Here is a 19,037-nt window from a genome sequence, read left to right on the forward strand (position 1 = left end):
TCAGAAGGAAAGCATGCCCAGAGTCTTCTGCATGTCTTCCTGCATCTTCTGCAGCTGGGTGAACTGCGTCAGATAGCGCTTGTAGCTCTGGTCGTACTGGGCCTTCAGCCGCACCTGGCGGCTGTCCAGATCTTTCTGGATGCGGGATTCGGAATCCTTGCGCAGCTTGAGCAGGCCGCTGCTGCCGTTCAGCCATTTGTCCAGGTAGTCGCTGCTTTGCTTGACCACGCCGTTCTTGTTGTCGCCGTTGACGAAACGGTCCAGCGCGTCCGGCTTGTCCTTCAGGGTTTCGTTCAGCTTCTTGCTGTCCAGGCTCAGGGTGCCGTCGCGGTTGGCCTTGATGCCCAGCTGGTTCAGGGTGATGCCGTCGTATTCCTGACGCAGCAGGCCGTTGATGCCGTCTTTCAGGCTGCGGATGCCGGAGTCGCTGGCGAAGGGGCCGCCGGTCTTGCCTTCCTTGCCCGGCGCGGACAGATCGGCGATGGCGCTGGCCAGCTTGTTGTAGCTGTCGACGAAGCCCTGCACATTGCCGACGGTGTCGGCCTCGTTGCGCGCGACATTGAGCTGCAGCGGGGTATCGCCCGGCTTCATCGCCTTGCTGATGGTCAGATTGACGCCGTCTATGCTTTCGAAAGTGTTGGACGCCTGCTTCATCTGCACGCCGGTATCCTTGTTGCCCAACCAGACGATGGCGTCCTGCCCCTTGGTCAGTTCCTTGGGACTGGCGAGGCCGCTCTTGAGGCCGGCGTCGCTGACCTGGCTCAGGTCCAGCGAGATGGCGCCGCTCTCGCCGGTCTTGCCGGAAGACATCACCAGCTGGCTGGTGCCGCCGTTGTTCAGCACCATGGCGTTGACCTTGCCGCTGTTGCCGCTGGCGCGGTTGATGGCCAGAGCCATTTCCGACGGCGACAGATTGCCGTCGCCGTCGCGGTCCGCGCTGCTGAGGTCCACTTCGAAGCTGTCGCCGCCAACCCGCACGGTGACCTTGTCGCCGGCCTGGGCCTTGGCGCCGGACAGGCTGCCGAAGGACAGCTGATGGGCGGTGGCCACTTGTTCGATGAACAAGGAGTAGTTGCCGGGCTGGGCGTTGCCCTTGGCGCTGACGTTGGCGAAGCCTTCCTGGCTGATGCTGGCGTTCATCGCCACCAGGCTTTTCTTGGTGGTGATGCCGGTCAGCGCGCTGCGATAGTCTTGCAGGGCTTTTTGCAATTTGTTCAGCGCGTCGCCGCGCGCCTGCGCCGCCTTGCTCTGGGTGTCCAACTGGTTCTGGGCGTCTTGCAGATACAGGCTGGCGGCGTTCTGGGCCAGCGCCGAAGGCGGGGTCTTGCTGAAATCGATAGCCATTTAGAATCCTTTCGCTGTACGCGGGCCGGAGCGCTGTCGGCGCGCCGGGATGAGATCGCCGGAATTGAGATCGACGCTAATGACTATCCCTTGCGACCGAGGCCCGGCTTTTCTTGAGCCGCCGTGAATAATCACGCTCCGCGCAGCCAGGCTTGCCCGGCCAGTTCGTCGGTTTGCTTCTGTTCTTTCTTCAACCGCAGGCGCAGCAGGCTTTCCGCCGCCTGGTCGCGCACCTGGACCATCACTTCGCGGCGCAGGCTGGCTTGCAGCAGCGCGCGCTGGCTGACCGCGGCGTCGGCCTCGGCCAGTTGCAGATCCTGCTGCTGCGAGGCCATCAGGCCCAGCAGCGCGCCCTTGTAGTCGGCGCAGTTGCGCGCCAAGGCCGGGTGGCCGGCGTCGGCGCTGGCGCCGCTCTGGCCGCACAATTCGCCCATGCGCACAATGTTGCGGCGGTAGCGTTCCTGCAGCTGGCGCTTGCCTTCCACCTCGCTTTGCAGGCGGTCCACGTCCTGTTGCCGCAATTGGACCATCAGGCCCAGGCGGCGCACGTCTTCGGGCTGGCTCATGTCGCGATCATCTCCATCAAACCGTTCCGGCTGTCTTCATAGCTCGCGGCCTCGGCCGCGCCCTGGCGCAAAAACGCTTCCAGTCTGGGCATCAGCCGCACCGCGCGGTCGGTGTCGGCGTCGGCGCCGGCCACGTAGCCGCCCAGCGGAATCAGGCTGCGCACTTCCTGGTAACGGGACCAGGCGCCGCGCGCGCCGCGCGCCGCCTCCGCGTGCTCCGCCGCGGTCAGCTGGCTCATGCAGCGGCTGACCGAGCGGCCGATGTCTATCGCCGGATAATGGCCGCGCTCGGCCAGCTCCCGCGACAGCACGATGTGGCCGTCCAGGATGGCTCGCGCGGTGTCCACCACCGGGTCTTGCTGATCGTCGCCTTCGGCCAGCACGGTGTAGATGGCGCTCATGCTGCCGGCGCCGCCCTCGCCGTTGCCGGCGCTCTCCGCCAGCGAGGGCAACAGGCCGAACACCGACGGCGGATAACCGCGCGTGGCCGGCGGTTCGCCCAGCGCCAGCCCCACTTCGCGCTGCGCCATCGCGTAACGGGTCAGCGAATCCACCAGCAGCAGCACATTGCGGCCCTGGTCGCGGAAATGGGCGGCGATGGTGTGGGTCAGCTCGGTGGCCTTGAGCCGCATCAGCGGCGATTCGTCGGCCGGCGCCACCACCAGCACCGCCTTGGCCAGGCCGGCTTCGCCCAGCGAGTGCTCGACGAACTCCCGCACTTCGCGGCCGCGCTCGCCGATCAGGCCCACCACCACCACGTCGGCCTCGGTGTGGCGGGTGATCATGCCCAGCAACACGCTCTTGCCGACGCCGGAGCCGGCGAACAGGCCAACGCGCTGGCCGCGGCCTATGGTGAGCAGGCTGTTGATCGCGCGCACGCCCACGTCCAGCGGCGCGGACACTGGCTGTTTCTTCAGAGGATTGACTTGCGGCGGATGGGCGGCCAGCGGCTGTTCGCCGCCGAGGCGGCCCAGGCCGTCCAGCGGCTCGCCCAGGCCGTTGACGATGCGGCCCAGCCAGGACGGCCCTATCATCAGGCCGCCGCCGTCGGCGGCGGGCAGCACCCGCGCGCCGGTGGTCAGGCCCACCGGCTTCTTGAACGGCATCAGGTAGGAGACTTCGCGCTTGAAGCCCACCACCTGGGCTTGCAGCCAGCCGCCGCCGGCGGTTTCTATCACGCAGCGCTGGCCGGTTTCCAGCGGACAGCCCACGCTTTCCAGCAACAGGCCGGACGCGCCCACCAGGCGGCCGCTGACGGTGGCCACCGGCACCTCCGGCAATTCCAGTCGTCCCAGCGCCTGACGCAACATGGCTTAAGCCTCCGCCTGTTCCGCCGCCGGCTCGACGGCGTCGCTTTGCAATTGTTCGCGCACGGTGGCGATGCAGGCCTCCAGCCGCTGCTGGCAGCCGGCGTCGGCCTCGGACTCCGGCGTGCGGATCCGGCATTCGCCGTGCGGCAGCTGCGGGTCCGCCACCAGCCGCCAGCGCGCGGCGCGCTCCGGCGCCAGTTCGCGGATGCGCTGGCACTCTTCGGCGTTGAGCAGGATTTCCACCTCGTCCTGCTGGTACTGGCCCGGCGGCAAGGCGGCCAGGGTTTCGTCCACCAGGTCCAAGATCTGCACCGGCTTGAGCGCCAATTCGCAGCGGATCACCTGGCGCGCCACCTTGGCCACCAGTTCCACCACTTCGTCGCGCATCGCCGCCTGGTATTCCTCGCTGACGCGGCGCAGCTCGGCCAGCGCGGCCTCCAGCGGCCGGCCCAGGTCGGCCAGCTCGGCCAGGGCTTCGCGGCGCGCCGCCGCCTGCCCTTCCTGGCGGCCCTGCTCCAGGCCCGCGGCGTAACCGGCTTCGCGGCCGGCGGCTTCGCCGCTGGCCAGGCCCTCGTTGTAACCGGCGTCCATGCCCTGGCGGAAGCCGTCGGCGGCGGAGGCCTGGATCTGGGCGGAGTCCTGCGCGTCCAGCGGCAGGTCCAGCGCGCTGTGGATCAGCGGCGGGAAGCGGAAGGGGCGCCAGGCCTTCACTCGACCACTTCCTCAGGGAACAGCTGCAGGTCGATCTCGCCGGCCTGGGCCAGCTGCTTGACCTGGGCCATGATGTCGGCGCGCACTTCTTCCACCCGGCTCAGCGGCACCGGTCCGGAGCGGCGCATCATCGCGTCGAAGTTCTGCGCCTGGCGGCGCGGCATGGTCTGGACGATGGCTTCGCGCACCGCCGGCTCCGCGCCCTTGAGCGCGATCGCCCATTGCTCCAGCGGAATGTCCTCGCTGATGCGCATCAGCACTGCTTCGGTCTGACGCGACAGGATGAAGAAGTCGTACATGCGGGTTTCGATTTCCTCGACGATGTCCGGATCGTGGGCGCGCAGCAGTTCCATCATGCGCTGGCGGTCGCCCGGCAGGCGGTTGAGGATGTCGGCGGTCTGCTGCATGCCTTCCACCGCGGTGCTCTGGGTGTGCAGGCTTTCCAGACAGCGGTTGACCAGCTCTTCCAACTCCTCCAGCAACTCGCGGTCCACGTCCTTGAGGCGGGCCACGTTGACCAGCACGCTGTCGCGGCTGTCCGCCGGCAGCGCGTCCACCACCTGGCCGGCCAGCGCCGGCGGCAGGAAGGCGAGGAACACCGCCTGCATGCGCACGTGCTCGCCGGCGATGCGGTCCGCCAGCCATTGCGGCGACACCCATTGCAGCCGCGCCATCTTGGGACGGATGGCGTCGCCGTAAATGGTGTCCAGCACGCTGTTGGCGATGTCGCTGCCCAGCGCCAGGTCCAGCGAGCGCTTGAGGAAGGCGCGGCTGGCGCCGTGCACCCCGCTCTGCTCGCGGTATTCGTCGAAGAATTTCTGAATCGTGGTCTTGACCGCGTCCACCTTGATGCCGCTCATGCCGGACATCGCCTGGGTCACTTGCAGCAGTTCTTCGCGGCTCAGGCAGCGCAGCACGGCGGCGGCGGGCTCTTCGCCCATGCACAGCAAGAGCACGGCGGCCTGCTCGATGGTGTTCATCGCTTCGGCGGCGGGCGCGGCGGCGGCCGGCGGCAGGGCCGGCGCTACGGCGTTATTGGTTTCGTCCATTTTTCTGCACCCATTGTTTGACGACTTCGGCGACGCGTTCCGGCTCTTTGGCGGCCAGGCCCTTCAGGTGGTCGACCAAGACGTCGACGCTGGAGCCGGCCGGCGGCAGATCGTAGTTTTCCAGCAGCGGCACCACCGGGCTGGCGCCGGCGCCGGCCGCGGCGGCCAGGGCCGCCGGCTGCGGCGCGGAGGACAGCTGCGCCTGGCGCGCGGCGCGCAGGTCGGCGCCGTCCATCAGCGGATCGGGTTTCAGTTCCAGCGCCTCCGGCTGCTGGTATTCGCGCAGCTGGCGGTCGGTCAGCTGGCGCAGCATCTTCAGCAGCGGACGCGCCAGCAGCAGGTAGGCCAGCAGCAGGCCGAAGGCGTAGACGGCCCAGCGCGCGGCTTCGAACCAGGTGTCCTGCTGCATCCAGATCGGCTCCGGTTCGGACAGCGCGGAGAAGTTGAGCGTGGACACCGCCAGGGTGTCGCCGCGCTCGGCGTGGATGCCCAGGCCATTGCGCAGCACCTTGTCGACATTGGCCAGTTCCGCCGGTTTCCAGCCGCCCTTGGCCGGCGCGGCGGCCTGGTTCAGCACCACCGCCACGCTGAGGCGGCGCAGCGTGCCTCGCGCTTTCTTGATCTGGGTGACGCTGCGGTCGTAAGCGTATTGGCGGGTGACGGCGTTCTTGCTGTTGCCGGCCTTTTCCGAGGCAGGGCCGGAGGCGTCGGTGTTGACCGGGCGGTTGCTCAGCGAGCCGGGCACGCCCAGCGCCATTTTCTCGGTGGAGGTTTCCTCGCGCGAGGCCTCGTTGGTGACCTTGGGCGCCTCGCCGTATTTCTCGCGGGTTTCCTCGACGCGGTCGTTGTCCACGTCGGCGGTGACGCTGACCTTGAAATTGTCCTTGCCCAGCACCGGGGTCAGCAGATCGCGGACGTTTTGCAGCGCTTCCTCGCGGAAGCGGCGCGCGGCGTCGCTCTCATTGCCGCCCAGCATGCCGTCGTCGCTCAGGTCCACGCGCGAGGACAGCAGATTGCCGGCCTGGTCCACCAGGGTGACCTGGGACGGCGACAAGGTGGACACGCTGCCGGCCACCAGCTTGATCACCGCGGCCACTTGCTCGTTGTTCAACTGCTGGCCGGGCTTGAGGGTAACCACCACCGAGGCGGAGCCCTTGTCGTTGGCGGCGCCGACGAAAGAGGTGGCGCGCGGCAGCGACAGATGCACGCGCGCGGCGGACACCGGCTCCAGCGCCAGGATGCTTTGCACCAGCTCGCCTTCCAGGCCGCGGCGGAAGCGCACGTCCTGGACGAACTGGCTGACGCCCAGCGGGTCGTTCTTGTCCAGCAGCTCCAGGCCGGACGGCAGCTGCGCCACCACGCCCTTGGCCGCCAGCTGCATGCGCACGCGGCCCAGCTGGCTGTCCGGCACCAGCACCTGGCCGGTTTGCGGATGGATGCGATAGGGAATTTTTTCGGCGTCTAGCACCGCCATCATGTCGGCGGCCACCACTTTTTCCTGGGCGCCGAACACCGGCTTGTAGCTGGCGTCGTCGCGCCACAGCCACAGGCTGATCATCACGGTGACGCCGATGGCCAGCGCGACGATGGGCAGCGCCAGGCGCAGGGAAGGTCCGGAAACGGGCCAACGGCCGCCCAGACGGGTTTGCACGGCCGCGACGCCGCTGCGGAAACGATTCAACACGGGCATGGTCCTCGCGGCTTACAGCTGCATCTTGATCAAGTCGTCCACGGCGCCCACCACCTTATTGCGCACTTGCATCAGCATGGAGAACGACAGGCTGGCTTCCTGGCTCATCAGCATGGCGCCGACCAGGTCGTCGCTCTTGCCGCTGTCCACGTCGGCCATTTTTTCGGAGGCGATGCGGTTCTGCGCGTCCACGTCGCGGACGGCGGCGCCCATGGCGTCGGAGAAGCTGGCGGCGGAAGCCGGCTCTTCGCTGTGCTGCGGCGGCGCAATCGGCGCGCTGCGCGCCATCCCGGCCATTTCGCCGAGCATCTGCTTGCGGTCGGCATGAATCATCAAACCCAGGTTGGTCGCCATCGGAAATCCTTGTCGGGCGGAGCCCGTTATTATTGAGTGGCCAATCAAGGCCGGTTTCACGTCTGCGGCCCGCCGCCCGGGAGCGGCGAGCGTATCGAAGCGGCAGCCCCGAGATGAGGACTTGTAACCATGCCATCATCCTGACGCCAGGATACGAGCGGCGATTTTAAACTTTATGCTTAAACCAACAGCCGTGAATTTTCACAAACTCTGACGTGAATTTTCCCCCTTTACCCAGCGGCGGCAGCCAGTAAGATGCACACTCCATAAGGATTAGCCTGCCGTTTGCCTCCGCCCGCGAGCCGCGAATTTAGTACCTTCTAGTACATTTCGCATGCGGCGCCTCAGACGGCCGGCCGGCCTTGATAAGCACCAGGCCGCCGCGGTTTAAGCGCCGCGCCCCTTCCGCCGCCCGCGCGCGCCGGCCGGACGCGCGGACGCCGGCGGCGCCTCGCCCACGCCTTCACCGAGAATCGAGATGCCAAGAGCCAGAATCATTTCGCAGCATGACGGCGCCCAATTGCCGGCTCTCGACCTGCGCACGCTGGGACGGCCGTTCCATCTGCTGCCCGTCTTCGGCAAAGCCCTGCAAGAAGAGCTGGCGGATTTCCTGCAGCAAGAACTGAACCGCCGCTACCACGCGCGTTTCCACATCCGCGCGCTGGAGCAGGCGCAGCCGGCCGCCGACGAGCGCCGCTGGCTGTGGCACGCGCTGGACGGCTGCCAGCTGGGCAGCCATATCGAACGGCCGCTGTTGCTGCGCTTGCTGGATTACCGCTTCGGCGCGCCGGCGGCGCAGCCGGACGCCGACGCCGCCGCGCCGGCGGAAACCGAAACCGAGCGCCGGCTGGCGCGCAGCCTGGCCGAGCGGCTGCTGCCGCGGCTGCTGCAATGCGTGTTGCGGCTGGACCGCCAGGCCGGCGGCCTGCCGCCCGGCCCTGCCGACTGCGCGCAACTGCCCTTCGTGCCGCCCGGCACCGGGGTCTGGGAGATCCGTCTGGACATCGGCGACGGCGAACACGCCGTCGGCGCGCTGCGCCTGCAATTGGACGCCGCCTGCTTCGAGCGGCTGTTGAAGAATCTGTCCGGCCGCCGCGACAGCGCCGACGCCCAGGCCGCGCCGGCGGAGACCTTCCGCGAGCGGCTGCGGGTGCGGCTGCAAGCGCGGCTGCTGGACCGCGAAATGGCGCTGGGCGACATCATGGACCTGCGCCCCGGCAGCGTGCTGCCGGTGACGCTTCAAGCCAGGAGCGAAGTGCTGGTCGGCGCTTCGCGGCTGTTCGACGCCGAGGTGGCCGAACAGCACGGCAAGCTGTGCCTGACCGGCTTTGTCGCCAGTGAATAACCCTCCGAAAACATAGAAAAAGCAAGGATTGAGCATGGACTTGAACGACGATTTCGATCTAGCCGGCGTGCTGGACGGCCTGGACGGCCAGAGCGACGCGGACGCGAAGCAGGCGGACGACGCCGCGGCGCGGCGGCCGCAGCGCGACATGACCCAGTTCCTGCGCAAGATCCCGGTCCGGCTGACGCTGGAAGTGGGCGGCGCCGACATCTCGCTGGCCGATCTGGTCAATATCGAGAACGGCTCGGTGGTGGAATTGGACAAGCTGGCCGGCGAACCGCTGGACATCAAGGTCAACGGCACCGTGATCGGCCGCGGCGAGGTGGTGGTGGCCGGCGAGAACTACGGCCTGCGGGTGGTGGAGCTGAACGATCTGGAACTGGACAGCCTGACCTGATGGAAGCCTTGAAGAAATTGAGGGACCTCGAAAAACCGTCGCGAGCGGTTCGAGAGCAAGGCGCACCGCGCGCAGCGACCGAGATAGTACAAACCGTACAGCGAGGGAGCGAGCACGGAGCAACGCCGCTATCGGACCGCGCAGCAGGTTTTTCGAGGTCCCTCCACCCCAGCCTGCTCGCTGCCGGGCTTTGGGCGCTGGCTGCCGCCTGCCAGGCCGAGCCGCTGAAGCTGTTGTCGGCCAACGCCGGCGGCACGCCGGTGGACTTCACCATCAAGACCCAGATCCTGATCCTGATGACCCTGCTTGGGCTCTTGCCCGTGCTGGTGCTGATGATGACCAGCTTCACCCGCTTCGTCATCGTGCTGTCCCTGCTGCGCCAGGCGCTGGGTCTGCAGCAGGGCCTGCCCAACCGCATCGTCACCGGGGTGGCGCTGATCCTGACCCTGCTGGTGATGCGGCCGGTGGGGCTGGAGGTGTGGAACCAGGCGCTGCAGCCCTTCGATCAGGACAAGATCACCATGCAGCAGGCGCTGGAGATCGCGCAGAAGCCGATCAGCCGCTTCATGCTGGCGCAGACCAGCAAGACCGCGCTGACCCAGATCGCCAAGCTGTCCGGCGAGGAAAACGTCGCCAATCCGCAGGACCACGCCTTCGCGGTCAAGCTGGCCGCCTTCGTGCTGTCGGAATTGAAAACCGCGTTCCAGATCGGCTGCATGCTGTTCATCCCCTTTCTGGTGATAGACCTGGTGGTGTCCAGCGTGCTGATGGCGATGGGCATGATGATGCTGTCGCCGCTGGTGATTTCGCTGCCGCTCAAGCTGCTGCTGTTCGTGCTGGTGGACGGCTGGTCGCTGACGGTGAACACCCTGGTCACCTCGATACAGGCTTATTGACCGCGCCCTTGAGAATGGACTTGCCATGCTGACTCCCGACATCGCCGTCGACATCGTCAACGACAGCCTGCGCGTCGTCGTCACCCTGGTGGTGCTGCTGATCCTGCCCAGCCTGATCGTCGGCGTCATCGTCAGCCTGATCCAGGCCGCCACCCAGATCAACGAGCAGACGCTGTCCTTTCTGCCGCGGCTGCTGGTGACCCTGCTGACCATCGCCATCGCCGGCCACTGGATCACCGGCTTCCTGATGGATTTCTGCGTGGCCATGTTCCAGCGCGCCGCCGGCCTGGTCGGATAGCCGTGACCGGCCTCTACGCCCAGCTGCTGGACCTGATCCCGGCCTTCTGGTGGCCGTTCTGCCGGCTGATGGCCGCCTTCAGCGTCGCGCCCTTCATCGGCGAGGGCATGGTGCCGGTGAGGGTGCGCATCGGCCTGGCGCTGGCGCTGTCCGCCGCCACGCTGCCGGCCACCCTGCCCTTGCCCAAGCTGGACCTGTTCTCGCTGGCCGGCGTCGCCGCCAGTATCGAGCAGGCGGTGATCGGCCTGCTGTTCGGCCTCGCCTTCCAGCTGGTGCTGGCGGTGCTGGCGGTGCTCGGCTTCCTGGTGTCCTCGCAGATGGCGCTGTCGATGGCGGTGATGAACGATCCCGGCAACGGCAACTCTTCCGACGTGGTGTCCAGCCTGCTCTATCTGCTGGGCGCCATGATCTTCTTCTCGCTGGACGGCCATTTGCTGCTGATCCAGGTGGTTTACGCCAGCTTCCAGGCCTGGCCGGTGGGCGGCGGCGTGCCGGCCGCCTCGCTGTCCATGCTGGCCGGCGGCGTGGCCTGGGTGCTGTCCGCCGCCATGCTGCTGGCGCTGCCGGCGGTGTTCGCCACCTTCGTGGTGCAGGCCGGCGTCGGCATGATCAACCGGGTGGCGCCGTCGCTGAACCTGTTCTCGCTGGGCTTCCCGCTGATCACCCTGTTCGGCCTGGGCACGCTGGGCCTGGTGGCGCGCTTCATCCCGCAGCAATACCTGAACCTGAACGAACAGATGCTGCGCCTGCTGGGCGGCATGCTGAGGGCCGGCCATGGCTGAGGGGCGCGGCGGCGATAAAACCGAAAAGGCCACGCCGCACAAGCTGCGGCAGGCGCGCAAGCAGGGCCAGGTGCCGCGCTCGCGCGATCTGGCCGCCGCGCTGGGCCTGCTGCTGGCGCTGAAGCTGGCCTTCTGGCTGATGCCGCAGTGGCTGGACGAATTCCGGGAGCTGTTCGCGCTGGCCTTCGCCCCGCTCTCCGGCAACGGCGCGCTGGACAACAGCTGGTCCAAGCTGTTCGCCGGCACCTTGCTGCTGCTGGTCAAGATGGTGCTGCCGCTGGCGGTGATCCCGCTGTGCATGATCGTGGTTTCGCTCTACCCCGGCGGCTGGATCTTCAGCTTCAACCACCTGCAGCCCAAGCTGGAGCGCTTCAACCCGCTGGCCCACTTCGGCCGCATCGCCTCGGCGCGCCACGCCAGCGAAATCGGCAAATCCATCGCCAAGGCGCTGCTGCTGGGCTGGGTGCTGTACCGGCTGAGCCAAAGCGCGCTGGAGGACTTCTTCGCCTTGCAGGGCGCGCCCTTCGCCACCGCGCTGGCCGGCAGCGCCGAGCTGCTGATCAACGCCTTGCTGTCCCTGACCATGGTGTTCATGCTGTTCGCGCTGATCGACCTGCCCTTGCAGATCCTGTTGTTCATGAAGCAGCAGAAAATGAGCAAGCAGGAGATCAAGGAAGAGTACAAGACCACCGAGGGCCGGCCGGAGATCAAGCAGCGCATCCGCCAGATTCAAATGCAGATGGCCCAGCGCGGCGTGCGCAAGGCGGTGCCCACCGCCGACGTGGTCATCGTCAACCCGGAGCACTACGCGGTGGCGTTGAAATACGATGAGGAGCGCGCCGAGGCGCCGTTCATCATCGCCAAGGGCCTGGACGAGATGGCGCTGTACATCCGCCAAGTGGCCCAGGAGCACCAGGTGGACGTCGTGCCGCTGCCGCCGCTGGCGCGCGCCGTCTACCACACCACCCAGGTCAACCAGCAGATTCCCGCGCCGCTGTACCGAGCGGTGGCGCAAGTCCTGACCTATGTCATGCAACTCAAGGCCTTCCGCAACGGATCGCGCCGCAGCCAGCCTCGGCTGCCGGACGATTTGCCGATCCCGCGCGACATGGCCGATCCCAGAACCGCATCATGAACGCTTTCACTCGACTGCTGGCCGACATCGGCCGCCACAAGATCGCCGCCCCGCTGTTTTTGCTGGCCATACTGGCCATGGTGATGCTGCCGCTGCCGCCGATAGCGCTGGACGTGCTGTTCACCTTCAACATCGTGCTGGCCATCATCGTCATCCTGGTCAGCGTCTCCGCCAAGCGGCCGCTGGATTTCTCCGCCTTCCCCACCATCATCCTGGCCACCACCCTGCTCAGGCTGTCGCTGAACGTGGCCTCCACCCGGGTGGTGCTGCTGCACGGCCATGAGGGCACCCACGCCGCCGGCCGGGTGATCGAGGCCTTCGGCCAGGTGGTGATAGGCGGCAACTTCGTCGTCGGCATGGTGGTGTTCGTCATCCTGATGATCATCAACTTCATGGTGGTGACCAAGGGCGCGGAACGGATCTCGGAAGTGTCCGCCCGCTTCACCCTGGACGCGCTGCCCGGCAAGCAGATGGCCATCGACGCCGACCTCAACGCCGGCCTGATCAACCAAGAGCAGGCGCAGCAACGCCGCCGCGACATCGCCACCGAGGCCGATTTCTACGGCGCGATGGACGGCGCCTCCAAATTCGTGCGCGGCGACGCCATCGCCGGCATCCTGATCCTGATCATCAATCTGTTCGGCGGCGTGGCCATCGGCGCGCTGATGCACGGCCTATCCGCCGGCGACGCCTTCCGCCAGTACGCGCTGATGACCATAGGCGACGGCCTGGTCGCTCAGATCCCGGCCCTGCTGCTGTCCGCCGCCGCCGCCATCATCGTCACCCGCATCAGCGACGACGACGACGGCGACATGCAGGAACAGGTGGGCAAGCAGATGCTGGCCTCCCCCACCGTGCTGATGAGCGCGGCCGGCATGATGCTGGTGCTGGCCGCCATCCCCGGCATGCCCTGGCCCACCTTCCTCGGCTTCGCGCTGCTGCTGGGCTTCGTCGCCTGGCGCCTGCACCAGCGCCAGCGGGTGCTGCCCAACCAGCCGGACCCGGCGCTGGCCAAAAGCGCGCTGGCCGGCGACGCCGACATCGAACTGGAATGGAGCGCCCTGCCCTATGTCGACACCCTGGGCGTCAACCTGGGCTACAAGCTGGTGTCGCTGCTGGACAAGAGCCAGGGCGCGCCGCTGGCCAAGCGCGTACGCGGCGTGCGCCAGAGCCTGAGCGAGAGCCTGGGCGTGCTGATGCCGCCGGCCAACCTGCGCGACGACCTGCGCCTCAAACCCTCGCAATACGCCATCCTGCTCAGCGGCAACACCGTGGCCGAGGGCGAGGTCTACGCCGACCGGCTGATGGCGATCCCGTCGCCGGAGCTGTACGGCGAAGTGGACGGCATGCCCGGCGTGGACCCGGCCTACGCGATGCCGGTGACCTGGATCCTGCCCGACGACAAGAGCAAGGCGCTGGGCCTGGGCTACCAGGTGGTGGACTGCGCCAGCGTGGTGGCCACCCATCTGAACAAGGTGATGCGCGAGCATCTGGCCGAGCTGTTCCGCCACGACGACGTGGCCGCCATCAACGAGCGGCTGTCGGCGCTGGCGCCCAAGCTGGCCTCCGCGCTGAACCAGGCGCTGCCGGCGCCGCTGCAGCTCAAGGCCTACCGCCAGCTGCTGACCGACAATGTGTCGCTGAAAGACATCGTTCCCATCGCCAACGCCCTGCTGGACGCCAGCGAAAGCAGCAAGGACCCCATCATGCTGGCGGCCGAAGTGCGCTGCGCGCTGAAGCGCCAGATCGTGCAGTCCATCCTGGGCCCGCGCGGCGAGATGAGGGCCTTCAACCTGTCCGCCGACCTGGAAAACCTGCTGCTGGGCGCGCTGAGCCAGGCGCAGCAGACCGGCAAGCCGCAGCTGGACAGCTTCCCCATCGACCCCAATGTGCTGCAGCAGCTGCAAGCCAATATGCCGGTGGTGCGCGACCAGATGAAGCAGCTGGGCCACGCGCCCATCCTGCTGGTGATGCCGCAGATCCGCCCGCTGCTGGCGCGCTACGCGCGCTTGTTCGCCCCCGGCCTGCACGTGCTGTCCTACAACGAGGTGCCGGAAACCCGCGAAGTCAGCCTGACCGGCACCCTGGGCTGAGCCCCGGCTCGGAACTTCGCCGGGTGGAGCGGGCCCGCACGCTCTTCGCATGATATGCGAAATTACAACACCCATGCTCCAATGGAGGCCGGCATCGTCCGGCCTCCTTCATTTCCAATAGAATCAAGCGGCTAACGACGACTTCACCGCCCAACCCCGCTAGCGCGCAGGCATAATCCAGTGTGAATCTGTACCAAGGAACAGGTTTCAATCTGTATGCCCAATTTTAGAATGAAAGCCTTTTTTTGCATTTTCGGCGAAAATTTTTCGCAAGTTTTGCAAAACCTGACTAATATCGGCTAACCATAAACCAAAGCGTCGACGTGCCCGCCCCTGCCCGGACGGCCATCCGCCCTCCGCTCGCCGCCGCCGATAATGAAGAAAGACAGCAGCCCTCCGCCCGCGCCGGCGGCAAGCTGCGGACCAGAACGACCCGATAGTCGCCCTACTCCAAAGACATGCAAATGACACAGAACAAGCCAACCACTGAAATCATCAACGCCAATATCCGCACTCATCTGGAACAGCGCGGCCTGGCGGAGTCGCAACAGGTCAGCCTGATCGAGGAAGTGCTGGGCCTGAGCGCGTCGCAAACCTACCGCAAGCTCAACGGCAGCAGCCAGTGGCAGCTGGGTCAATTGGAGAAGCTGGCGCAATTCCTGGGCCTGCCCACTTCCGAACTGCTGGTGTCCCAGGACAACCGGCGGCCGGTGCGGGTGCCGGACGCCGACCTGATCCCGGCCATCCTGCACCTGACCGACCACACCGAGGAAGCCCATTGCTGGATACAGCTGGGCGACGTAGTGCAGGACGATTCGATCTCGCCGCTGCTGCTGGCGCGCCGCCAGGGCGACAGCTGGCACGTGTATCCCGGCAGCCACGACCGCTGCATCAACGGCCACGAAGTCACCTATCTGGCGGTGCAGCCGCCCAAGCGCGCCAACAACAAACGCCTGCTGGTGGCGGTGCTGGACGATATGGACGCCGACATCCTGGCCGCGGTGCTGGTGCGCCAGGGCCTGTTCGCCCTGCCCTACGAATCGCCGTCCGAACTGCTGGCCGCGCTGCCGCACGAAGAGTTCGACGCCTTCGTGCTGGACTGGGTGCTGGGCGACGACGATTGCATGAAAGTGATAGAGACCATACGCCAGCGCTCGGCCACCGTGCCCATCATCGTGCTGACCGGCCACGCCGAGGAATACGAGTCCGCGCTGCAGCAGGCCTTGCGCATCCAGGGGGTCTACTACATCGGCAAGCCGACGCCCGGCTCCATCCTGGCGCTGCAGATCACCAATGTGGTGACCGCCGCCCACGATCTGGAGGCCTGAGAACCTGTCGATGATCTGCTGCGCGTCGTGAGACGCGACACGGTGAGCGCCGCTTCGAAATGCTCGTGTAGCACGTGTGCATTACGCTTTCTCCGCCGCAAGGCCTGGTCTCGCTCTGGCTCGCGAGATTTTGAGTCGGTTCCGAGAGGCGCTTCACTATCGCCGCGCCGCGGCATTGAAAAAGCCCTGGAGACGCTCCAGGGCTTTTTTGCGCGACGGGAATCACGCCCGCTTGGCCACAGTCTCCAGCATTCGCCGCAGCTGGCCGGCGTCGAAGGGCTTGGCCAGGATGCCGGCGAAGCGGCTGGCGCGCGGGTCCTCGAAAGCCTCCGGATAGGCGCTCATGCCGACGACGGCGGTCTGTTCCGCGCGCTGGCCGTTCCAGGCCCGCTCCGCCACCTGATAGCCGCTGTCCGCGCCCAGATGCATGTCCAGCAGCACGGTGTCGAAATCGGCCTGCTCCAGCGCCCGCTCCGCCAAGGCCGCCGTCTCCGCGACGGCCACCTGATAGCCGTCGCGCTGCAGCAATTCGGCCAGGGCGTCGCGGATGTCGGCGTCGTCGTCGACGATCAGCACCGACTGCGGGCCGGGCGTCTCCAGCGCCTGCACCGGCAGACGCACGGTGAAGCAGGCGCCCTTGCCCTCGGCGCTGTCCAGCTCGATGCAGCCGCCGAACAGATTGACCAGCTCCTTGACGATGGACAGGCCCAGGCCGCAACTGCCGGCGCGTCGGTGCTTGCCCTGGATGAAGGGCTGGAAGATGCGCTGCTGGTACTCCAGCGGAATCCCCACCCCGGTGTCCCGCACCTGCAGCACCAGCTCGTGGTGGCCGGTGGCGCGCAGGCAGGACACGCTGACCGTGACCGCGCCGCTATCGGTGTAGCGGATGGCGTTGGACACCAGATTGCCCACCACCTGGCGCAGCCTGACCTCGTCCAGCACCACCGTCTCCGGCAGCGGCCCGGCCTGGTAGTTCAGCGCCAGGCCCTTGGCGTCGGCCAGCGGCCGCATCACGTCCATGGTGGCTTGCAGCACCTCGGCCAGCGGCATAGGCTGCGGATTCATCCTCAGCTTCATATTGCGGATGGCGCTGATGTCCATGATGTCGTGCACCTGGGCCGACAAATGCGACACGCTGGTCTTCAAACGCTGCAAGGCGGTGCGCGCGGTCTTCTGGCCGTCCGCCACCGGCTCCAGCAATTCGATGCACACTTGCATCGACTGCAAGGGCGAGCGGATCTCGTGGCTCAGCGTGGCCAGGAAGGTGGTGCGGTCCAGCTCCATCGCCACCGTGGCCTGGTGAGCGGACTGCTCCTTCTCCAGCAAGGCCTGCTTGGCGCTGGCCAGGCGCTTGACCGAGCTGTAGCGCGACAGCAGCAGGATCACCGCGCAGATCACGCCCCACAACACCGACTGCAGATACAGCACATTGCTGCGCTGGCGGTCCAGGTCCTCCAGCCGCTCGGTGCGGCTCTTGACCTCGGCCACCCTCGCCTCCACGGCGAAGGCCATCAGCTGCGGCCGCAGCAGGTCGATGCGCTCCAGCAGCGCCGGCGCCGCGGCCAGCGTCGGATGGCCGAAGGCCGGGTCGTTGAACAATTGCTGGTAATCCGCCACCAGGGTGTCGAAGCCCTTCACCTGGCGCAGCAACATCTGCACCCGCACCGGCGCCGGTTCGGCGAACACATGGAAGCGGCTGCTGGCCACTTCCAGCCGCCGCAGCAATTCGTCCTGCTTGATGCGGCCGGCCTGGAAGCCCACCAGCGCGGACTTGGCGCGCTCCATTTCCAGCTGGAACTGCGCCACCGACCAATACAGATCCTCGCTGCTGTTGGCCACCGAGTTGACCTTGCCCAGCTGGCTGATGCTGTAATACATGCCGCCGGCGGCGGTGATCAGCACCAGCAGGCCCACCCACAGCATGCGCCGGCCCTCCGGCCAGCCGCCCCAGCCCGACATCAGCCGCCGCAGGCGGCCAGCCCAGCCCGGCGCGACGCCGGACGGCGCTTGATTGTCCTGGTTCATCAGTTCACCACCAGACCGTCTATCTGCCAGATCAGCTTGGCGTCCAGCGCCGGCCCCTTGGCGGAATCCGGCATCTGCTCCAGCGGATACATCAGCCACAGCGGGCCGTAACGGGCCACGTTCATCGGCTGCTGGTTGAAGCGGCGCGCCAGGATGGCGCGGTACTTGACCAGTTCGCTGATCGGAATGGAATAGGTGTAGTCGTTGAGCGCCACGAACTGGGCCTGGTGGCCGTAGGCGCCCACTTTATTCAGAATGTCGCGCACCAGCGGCCCGCTGAAGGTGGCCTTGGGCGTCCAGCTGGTGGCGGTGACCAGCGAAGTTTGCGGCAAGGCCATCAACGCGCTCTCGCGGAACTCGTACACGCCGCGCGCCGAATCGGTGAAATGGCTGATCTTGCCCGACACCACCAGCAAAACCGGGTCGTCGCCGGCCCGGCACGCTTGCGCCAGCAGGGCGAAAACCAGCAAGCAAAAGACTCTCTTCATCTTGGCCAACGCTTCACTTGATTGAAAAACCATACCGCTATGCGCTGCGCGGACACGCCGCCACAGCGGAGAACCCGTTCGCGATCCGCGCGCCGTCCCGGCCGCGGCGACCAGCCGCGCGGGCTGTCCCGCGGGCTTGCGAACAAGCTCCAAAAAAAATCGGCACGCTGAACCGGTGCCGCTTAGCCGCCGGAAACGGCGCCGCCCGCGGGCGCTCCGTTTCGGCGGCCGGGTTCCGCCTCGGCCGGCTTACTCTTCCAGCAGGCGCTTCACCACGTCCACGTAGTCCTGCTTCGCCTCGTCGCTGCCCTTGCCTTTCAGCTTTTCCCAAGCGTCGAACTTGGCGCGGTTGATGAAGTCCATCATGCCCGGGCGCTCGCCGGCGGCGTCGCCTTCGGTCGCCTGCTTGAACAGCGCGTACAGTTGCAACAGGGTCTGGTTGTCCGGACGCTCGGACAGGGTCTTGACGTCGGCCTGGGCCTGGGTGAACAGAGTCTGCAGATCAGACATGGGAATTCCTTTGTTGAAGGCCGGGACGTTCGTACGCCCCTGATTGGAGATGTTAGCCGCCGGCAGCCAGTGCCGGAGAGCGGAATTTACCACGAACCCGCGTCCGAGGTCAGCCGCCGGCCCGGCGTCCGGCCTTAATTTTGTTCAAGGCGAGGCCGGCGTCGCCGTCGCGTCCAGCGGCGTCGTCTCCAGCAGAATTCGTTTATAGCTCTTCACCGCGATGCCGTCTTTGCGCGCCGGCAAGAAGCGCGCCCGCCGGAACGGCTCCAGCTGCGCGTCGCCGTCCGCCGGCGCCGCCCCCACCCACTGCGCCGCGTCCACCCCGCCCTGCTCATTGATATAGACGCGCAGTTCGAACGCCGGCGGATCCCCAGGCATATCGGCCAGTATCGGCGGCACGATGGGCGCCAAGGGCTCCGCCAGGCGCTCCAGCTGCCCGGCCGGATAATAAACGTCCAGACCCAGCCGCTGCGGCAGCCCCTCGTCGTCGGCCAAGGCCGGCTCGCCGCCGGCGGCCGCCGGCGCGGAAGCCTCCGGAGCCGGAACGGAGGCGGCGGCGGGCGGCGTTTCCGTCCGCGGCGTCTCCGCCTCCGGCAAGGCGCGCGAAGCCTCGGGCGCGGTCAGCGCCGGCGTCCCGGCGGCCGGCTCGGCGATTCCATCCAATAAGGGGGAGGTCGCGAAACCGAACTGGCCCGCGCCGACGCGGACGATGGCCT

Annotated in this window: 18 protein-coding genes and 1 pseudogene; 8 read left to right on the top strand and 11 right to left on the bottom strand. The window is 67.0% G+C overall.

Going from position 1 to position 19,037, the window contains the following annotated elements; all coding sequences use genetic code 11:
• The 7 genes from fliD to fliE all read right to left on the bottom strand — a co-directional run bounded on the left by fliD (window position 1) and on the right by fliE (window position 7,024).
• On the bottom strand, window positions 1-1,344 hold the full coding sequence (gene fliD / locus JW897_RS17190; RefSeq protein WP_205467035.1) for a flagellar filament capping protein FliD: 1,344 nt from the start codon (window positions 1,342-1,344) through the stop codon (window positions 1-3).
• 131 nt (window positions 1,345-1,475) lie between these two features.
• Complete coding sequence (gene fliJ, locus JW897_RS17195) at window positions 1,476-1,910, bottom strand: flagellar export protein FliJ (RefSeq protein WP_205467036.1); 435 nt, start codon at window positions 1,908-1,910, stop codon at window positions 1,476-1,478.
• A complete protein-coding gene (gene fliI, locus JW897_RS17200; protein WP_205467037.1) occupies window positions 1,907-3,220 on the bottom strand; it encodes a flagellar protein export ATPase FliI in 1,314 nt (437 codons plus the stop codon). The genes fliJ and fliI overlap by 4 nt, the downstream gene beginning before the upstream one ends.
• Before the next feature lie 3 nt (window positions 3,221-3,223).
• A complete protein-coding gene (gene fliH, locus JW897_RS17205; RefSeq protein ID WP_048415758.1) occupies window positions 3,224-3,931 on the bottom strand; it encodes a flagellar assembly protein FliH in 708 nt (235 codons plus the stop codon).
• On the bottom strand, window positions 3,928-4,980 hold the full coding sequence (locus tag JW897_RS17210) for a flagellar motor switch protein FliG (protein ID WP_048415757.1): 1,053 nt from the start codon (window positions 4,978-4,980) through the stop codon (window positions 3,928-3,930). The genes fliH and JW897_RS17210 overlap by 4 nt, the downstream gene beginning before the upstream one ends.
• Window positions 4,964-6,664: a flagellar basal-body MS-ring/collar protein FliF gene (gene fliF / locus JW897_RS17215; RefSeq protein ID WP_231589336.1), complete on the bottom strand. Its 1,701-nt coding sequence runs from the start codon at window positions 6,662-6,664 to the stop codon at window positions 4,964-4,966. Before fliF ends, JW897_RS17210 begins: the two co-directional genes overlap by 17 nt.
• A gap of 18 nt (window positions 6,665-6,682) precedes the next feature.
• A complete protein-coding gene (gene fliE / locus JW897_RS17220; protein WP_048415756.1) occupies window positions 6,683-7,024 on the bottom strand; it encodes a flagellar hook-basal body complex protein FliE in 342 nt (113 codons plus the stop codon).
• A 478-nt stretch (window positions 7,025-7,502) separates the two neighbouring features.
• On the opposite strand from fliE, the gene JW897_RS17225 reads away from it, so the two are divergent.
• The 8 genes from JW897_RS17225 (at window position 7,503) to JW897_RS17260 (ending at window position 15,298) form a co-directional block, all read left to right on the top strand.
• Window positions 7,503-8,369 carry a FliM/FliN family flagellar motor switch protein gene (locus JW897_RS17225; protein WP_205467038.1) on the top strand — a complete coding sequence of 289 codons (867 nt, stop codon included), beginning with the start codon at window positions 7,503-7,505 and terminating at the stop codon, window positions 8,367-8,369.
• A 34-nt stretch (window positions 8,370-8,403) separates the two neighbouring features.
• Complete coding sequence (gene fliN / locus JW897_RS17230) at window positions 8,404-8,766, top strand: flagellar motor switch protein FliN (protein ID WP_048415754.1); 363 nt, start codon at window positions 8,404-8,406, stop codon at window positions 8,764-8,766.
• Window positions 8,767-8,996: 230 nt separating this feature from the next.
• Window positions 8,997-9,662, top strand: coding sequence for a flagellar type III secretion system pore protein FliP (fliP, locus tag JW897_RS17235; protein WP_369700250.1), 666 nt, complete (start codon window positions 8,997-8,999; stop codon window positions 9,660-9,662).
• Between the two features lie 25 nt (window positions 9,663-9,687).
• Window positions 9,688-9,960, top strand: a complete 273-nt coding sequence (gene fliQ, locus JW897_RS17240; RefSeq protein WP_043590304.1) for a flagellar biosynthesis protein FliQ — start codon at window positions 9,688-9,690, stop codon at window positions 9,958-9,960.
• Between the two features lie 2 nt (window positions 9,961-9,962).
• The gene (fliR, locus tag JW897_RS17245; protein WP_043590307.1) at window positions 9,963-10,742 is read left to right on the top strand and encodes a flagellar biosynthetic protein FliR; all 780 of its coding nucleotides are present in this window, start codon (window positions 9,963-9,965) and stop codon (window positions 10,740-10,742) included.
• Window positions 10,735-11,877: a flagellar type III secretion system protein FlhB gene (flhB, locus tag JW897_RS17250; RefSeq protein ID WP_205467039.1), complete on the top strand. Its 1,143-nt coding sequence runs from the start codon at window positions 10,735-10,737 to the stop codon at window positions 11,875-11,877. Before fliR ends, flhB begins: the two co-directional genes overlap by 8 nt.
• Complete coding sequence (locus JW897_RS17255; protein ID WP_048415752.1) at window positions 11,874-13,970, top strand: flagellar biosynthesis protein FlhA; 2,097 nt, start codon at window positions 11,874-11,876, stop codon at window positions 13,968-13,970. Before flhB ends, JW897_RS17255 begins: the two co-directional genes overlap by 4 nt.
• A 464-nt stretch (window positions 13,971-14,434) precedes the next feature.
• Window positions 14,435-15,298, top strand: coding sequence for a helix-turn-helix domain-containing protein (locus tag JW897_RS17260; protein ID WP_205467040.1), 864 nt, complete (start codon window positions 14,435-14,437; stop codon window positions 15,296-15,298).
• A 222-nt stretch (window positions 15,299-15,520) separates the two neighbouring features.
• On the opposite strand, the gene JW897_RS17265 is transcribed toward JW897_RS17260, so the two are convergent.
• From JW897_RS17265 to JW897_RS17280, 4 genes and pseudogenes are all read right to left on the bottom strand, one after another.
• Window positions 15,521-17,323 carry an ATP-binding response regulator gene (locus JW897_RS17265; protein ID WP_048415750.1) on the bottom strand — a complete coding sequence of 601 codons (1,803 nt, stop codon included), beginning with the start codon at window positions 17,321-17,323 and terminating at the stop codon, window positions 15,521-15,523.
• Entirely contained in the window at window positions 17,323-17,793 is a 471-nt protein-coding gene (locus JW897_RS17270; protein WP_197083117.1) for a putative pterin-binding protein, read from the bottom strand. Before JW897_RS17270 ends, JW897_RS17265 begins: the two co-directional genes overlap by 1 nt.
• A gap of 267 nt (window positions 17,794-18,060) precedes the next feature.
• Window positions 18,061-18,321, bottom strand: a complete 261-nt coding sequence (locus JW897_RS17275; protein ID WP_048415749.1) for an acyl-CoA-binding protein — start codon at window positions 18,319-18,321, stop codon at window positions 18,061-18,063.
• Window positions 18,322-18,465: 144 nt separating this feature from the next.
• A pseudogene (locus JW897_RS17280) lies at window positions 18,466-19,037 on the bottom strand (hypothetical protein); the annotation flags it as partial.

This window comes from Chromobacterium alkanivorans (assembly GCF_016937655.1).
GTDB lineage: Bacteria > Pseudomonadota > Gammaproteobacteria > Burkholderiales > Chromobacteriaceae > Chromobacterium > Chromobacterium alkanivorans.

Bases quoted from the DNA above. Each gene is read 5' to 3' on its own strand.
- fliD (WP_205467035.1), bottom strand. From the start codon at position 1,344: ATGGCTATCGATTTCAGCAAGACCCCGCCTTCGGCGCTGGCCCAGAAC.
- fliJ (WP_205467036.1), bottom strand. From the start codon at position 1,910: ATGAGCCAGCCCGAAGACGTGCGCCGCCTGGGCCTGATGGTCCAATTG.
- fliI (WP_205467037.1), bottom strand. From the start codon at position 3,220: ATGTTGCGTCAGGCGCTGGGACGACTGGAATTGCCGGAGGTGCCGGTG.
- JW897_RS17210 (WP_048415757.1), bottom strand. From the start codon at position 4,980: ATGGACGAAACCAATAACGCCGTAGCGCCGGCCCTGCCGCCGGCCGCC.
- fliE (WP_048415756.1), bottom strand. From the start codon at position 7,024: ATGGCGACCAACCTGGGTTTGATGATTCATGCCGACCGCAAGCAGATG.
- JW897_RS17225 (WP_205467038.1), top strand. From the start codon at position 7,503: ATGCCAAGAGCCAGAATCATTTCGCAGCATGACGGCGCCCAATTGCCG.
- fliN (WP_048415754.1), top strand. From the start codon at position 8,404: ATGGACTTGAACGACGATTTCGATCTAGCCGGCGTGCTGGACGGCCTG.
- fliQ (WP_043590304.1), top strand. From the start codon at position 9,688: ATGCTGACTCCCGACATCGCCGTCGACATCGTCAACGACAGCCTGCGC.
- flhB (WP_205467039.1), top strand. From the start codon at position 10,735: ATGGCTGAGGGGCGCGGCGGCGATAAAACCGAAAAGGCCACGCCGCAC.
- JW897_RS17255 (WP_048415752.1), top strand. From the start codon at position 11,874: ATGAACGCTTTCACTCGACTGCTGGCCGACATCGGCCGCCACAAGATC.
- JW897_RS17260 (WP_205467040.1), top strand. From the start codon at position 14,435: ATGACACAGAACAAGCCAACCACTGAAATCATCAACGCCAATATCCGC.
- JW897_RS17265 (WP_048415750.1), bottom strand. From the start codon at position 17,323: ATGAACCAGGACAATCAAGCGCCGTCCGGCGTCGCGCCGGGCTGGGCT.
- JW897_RS17275 (WP_048415749.1), bottom strand. From the start codon at position 18,321: ATGTCTGATCTGCAGACTCTGTTCACCCAGGCCCAGGCCGACGTCAAG.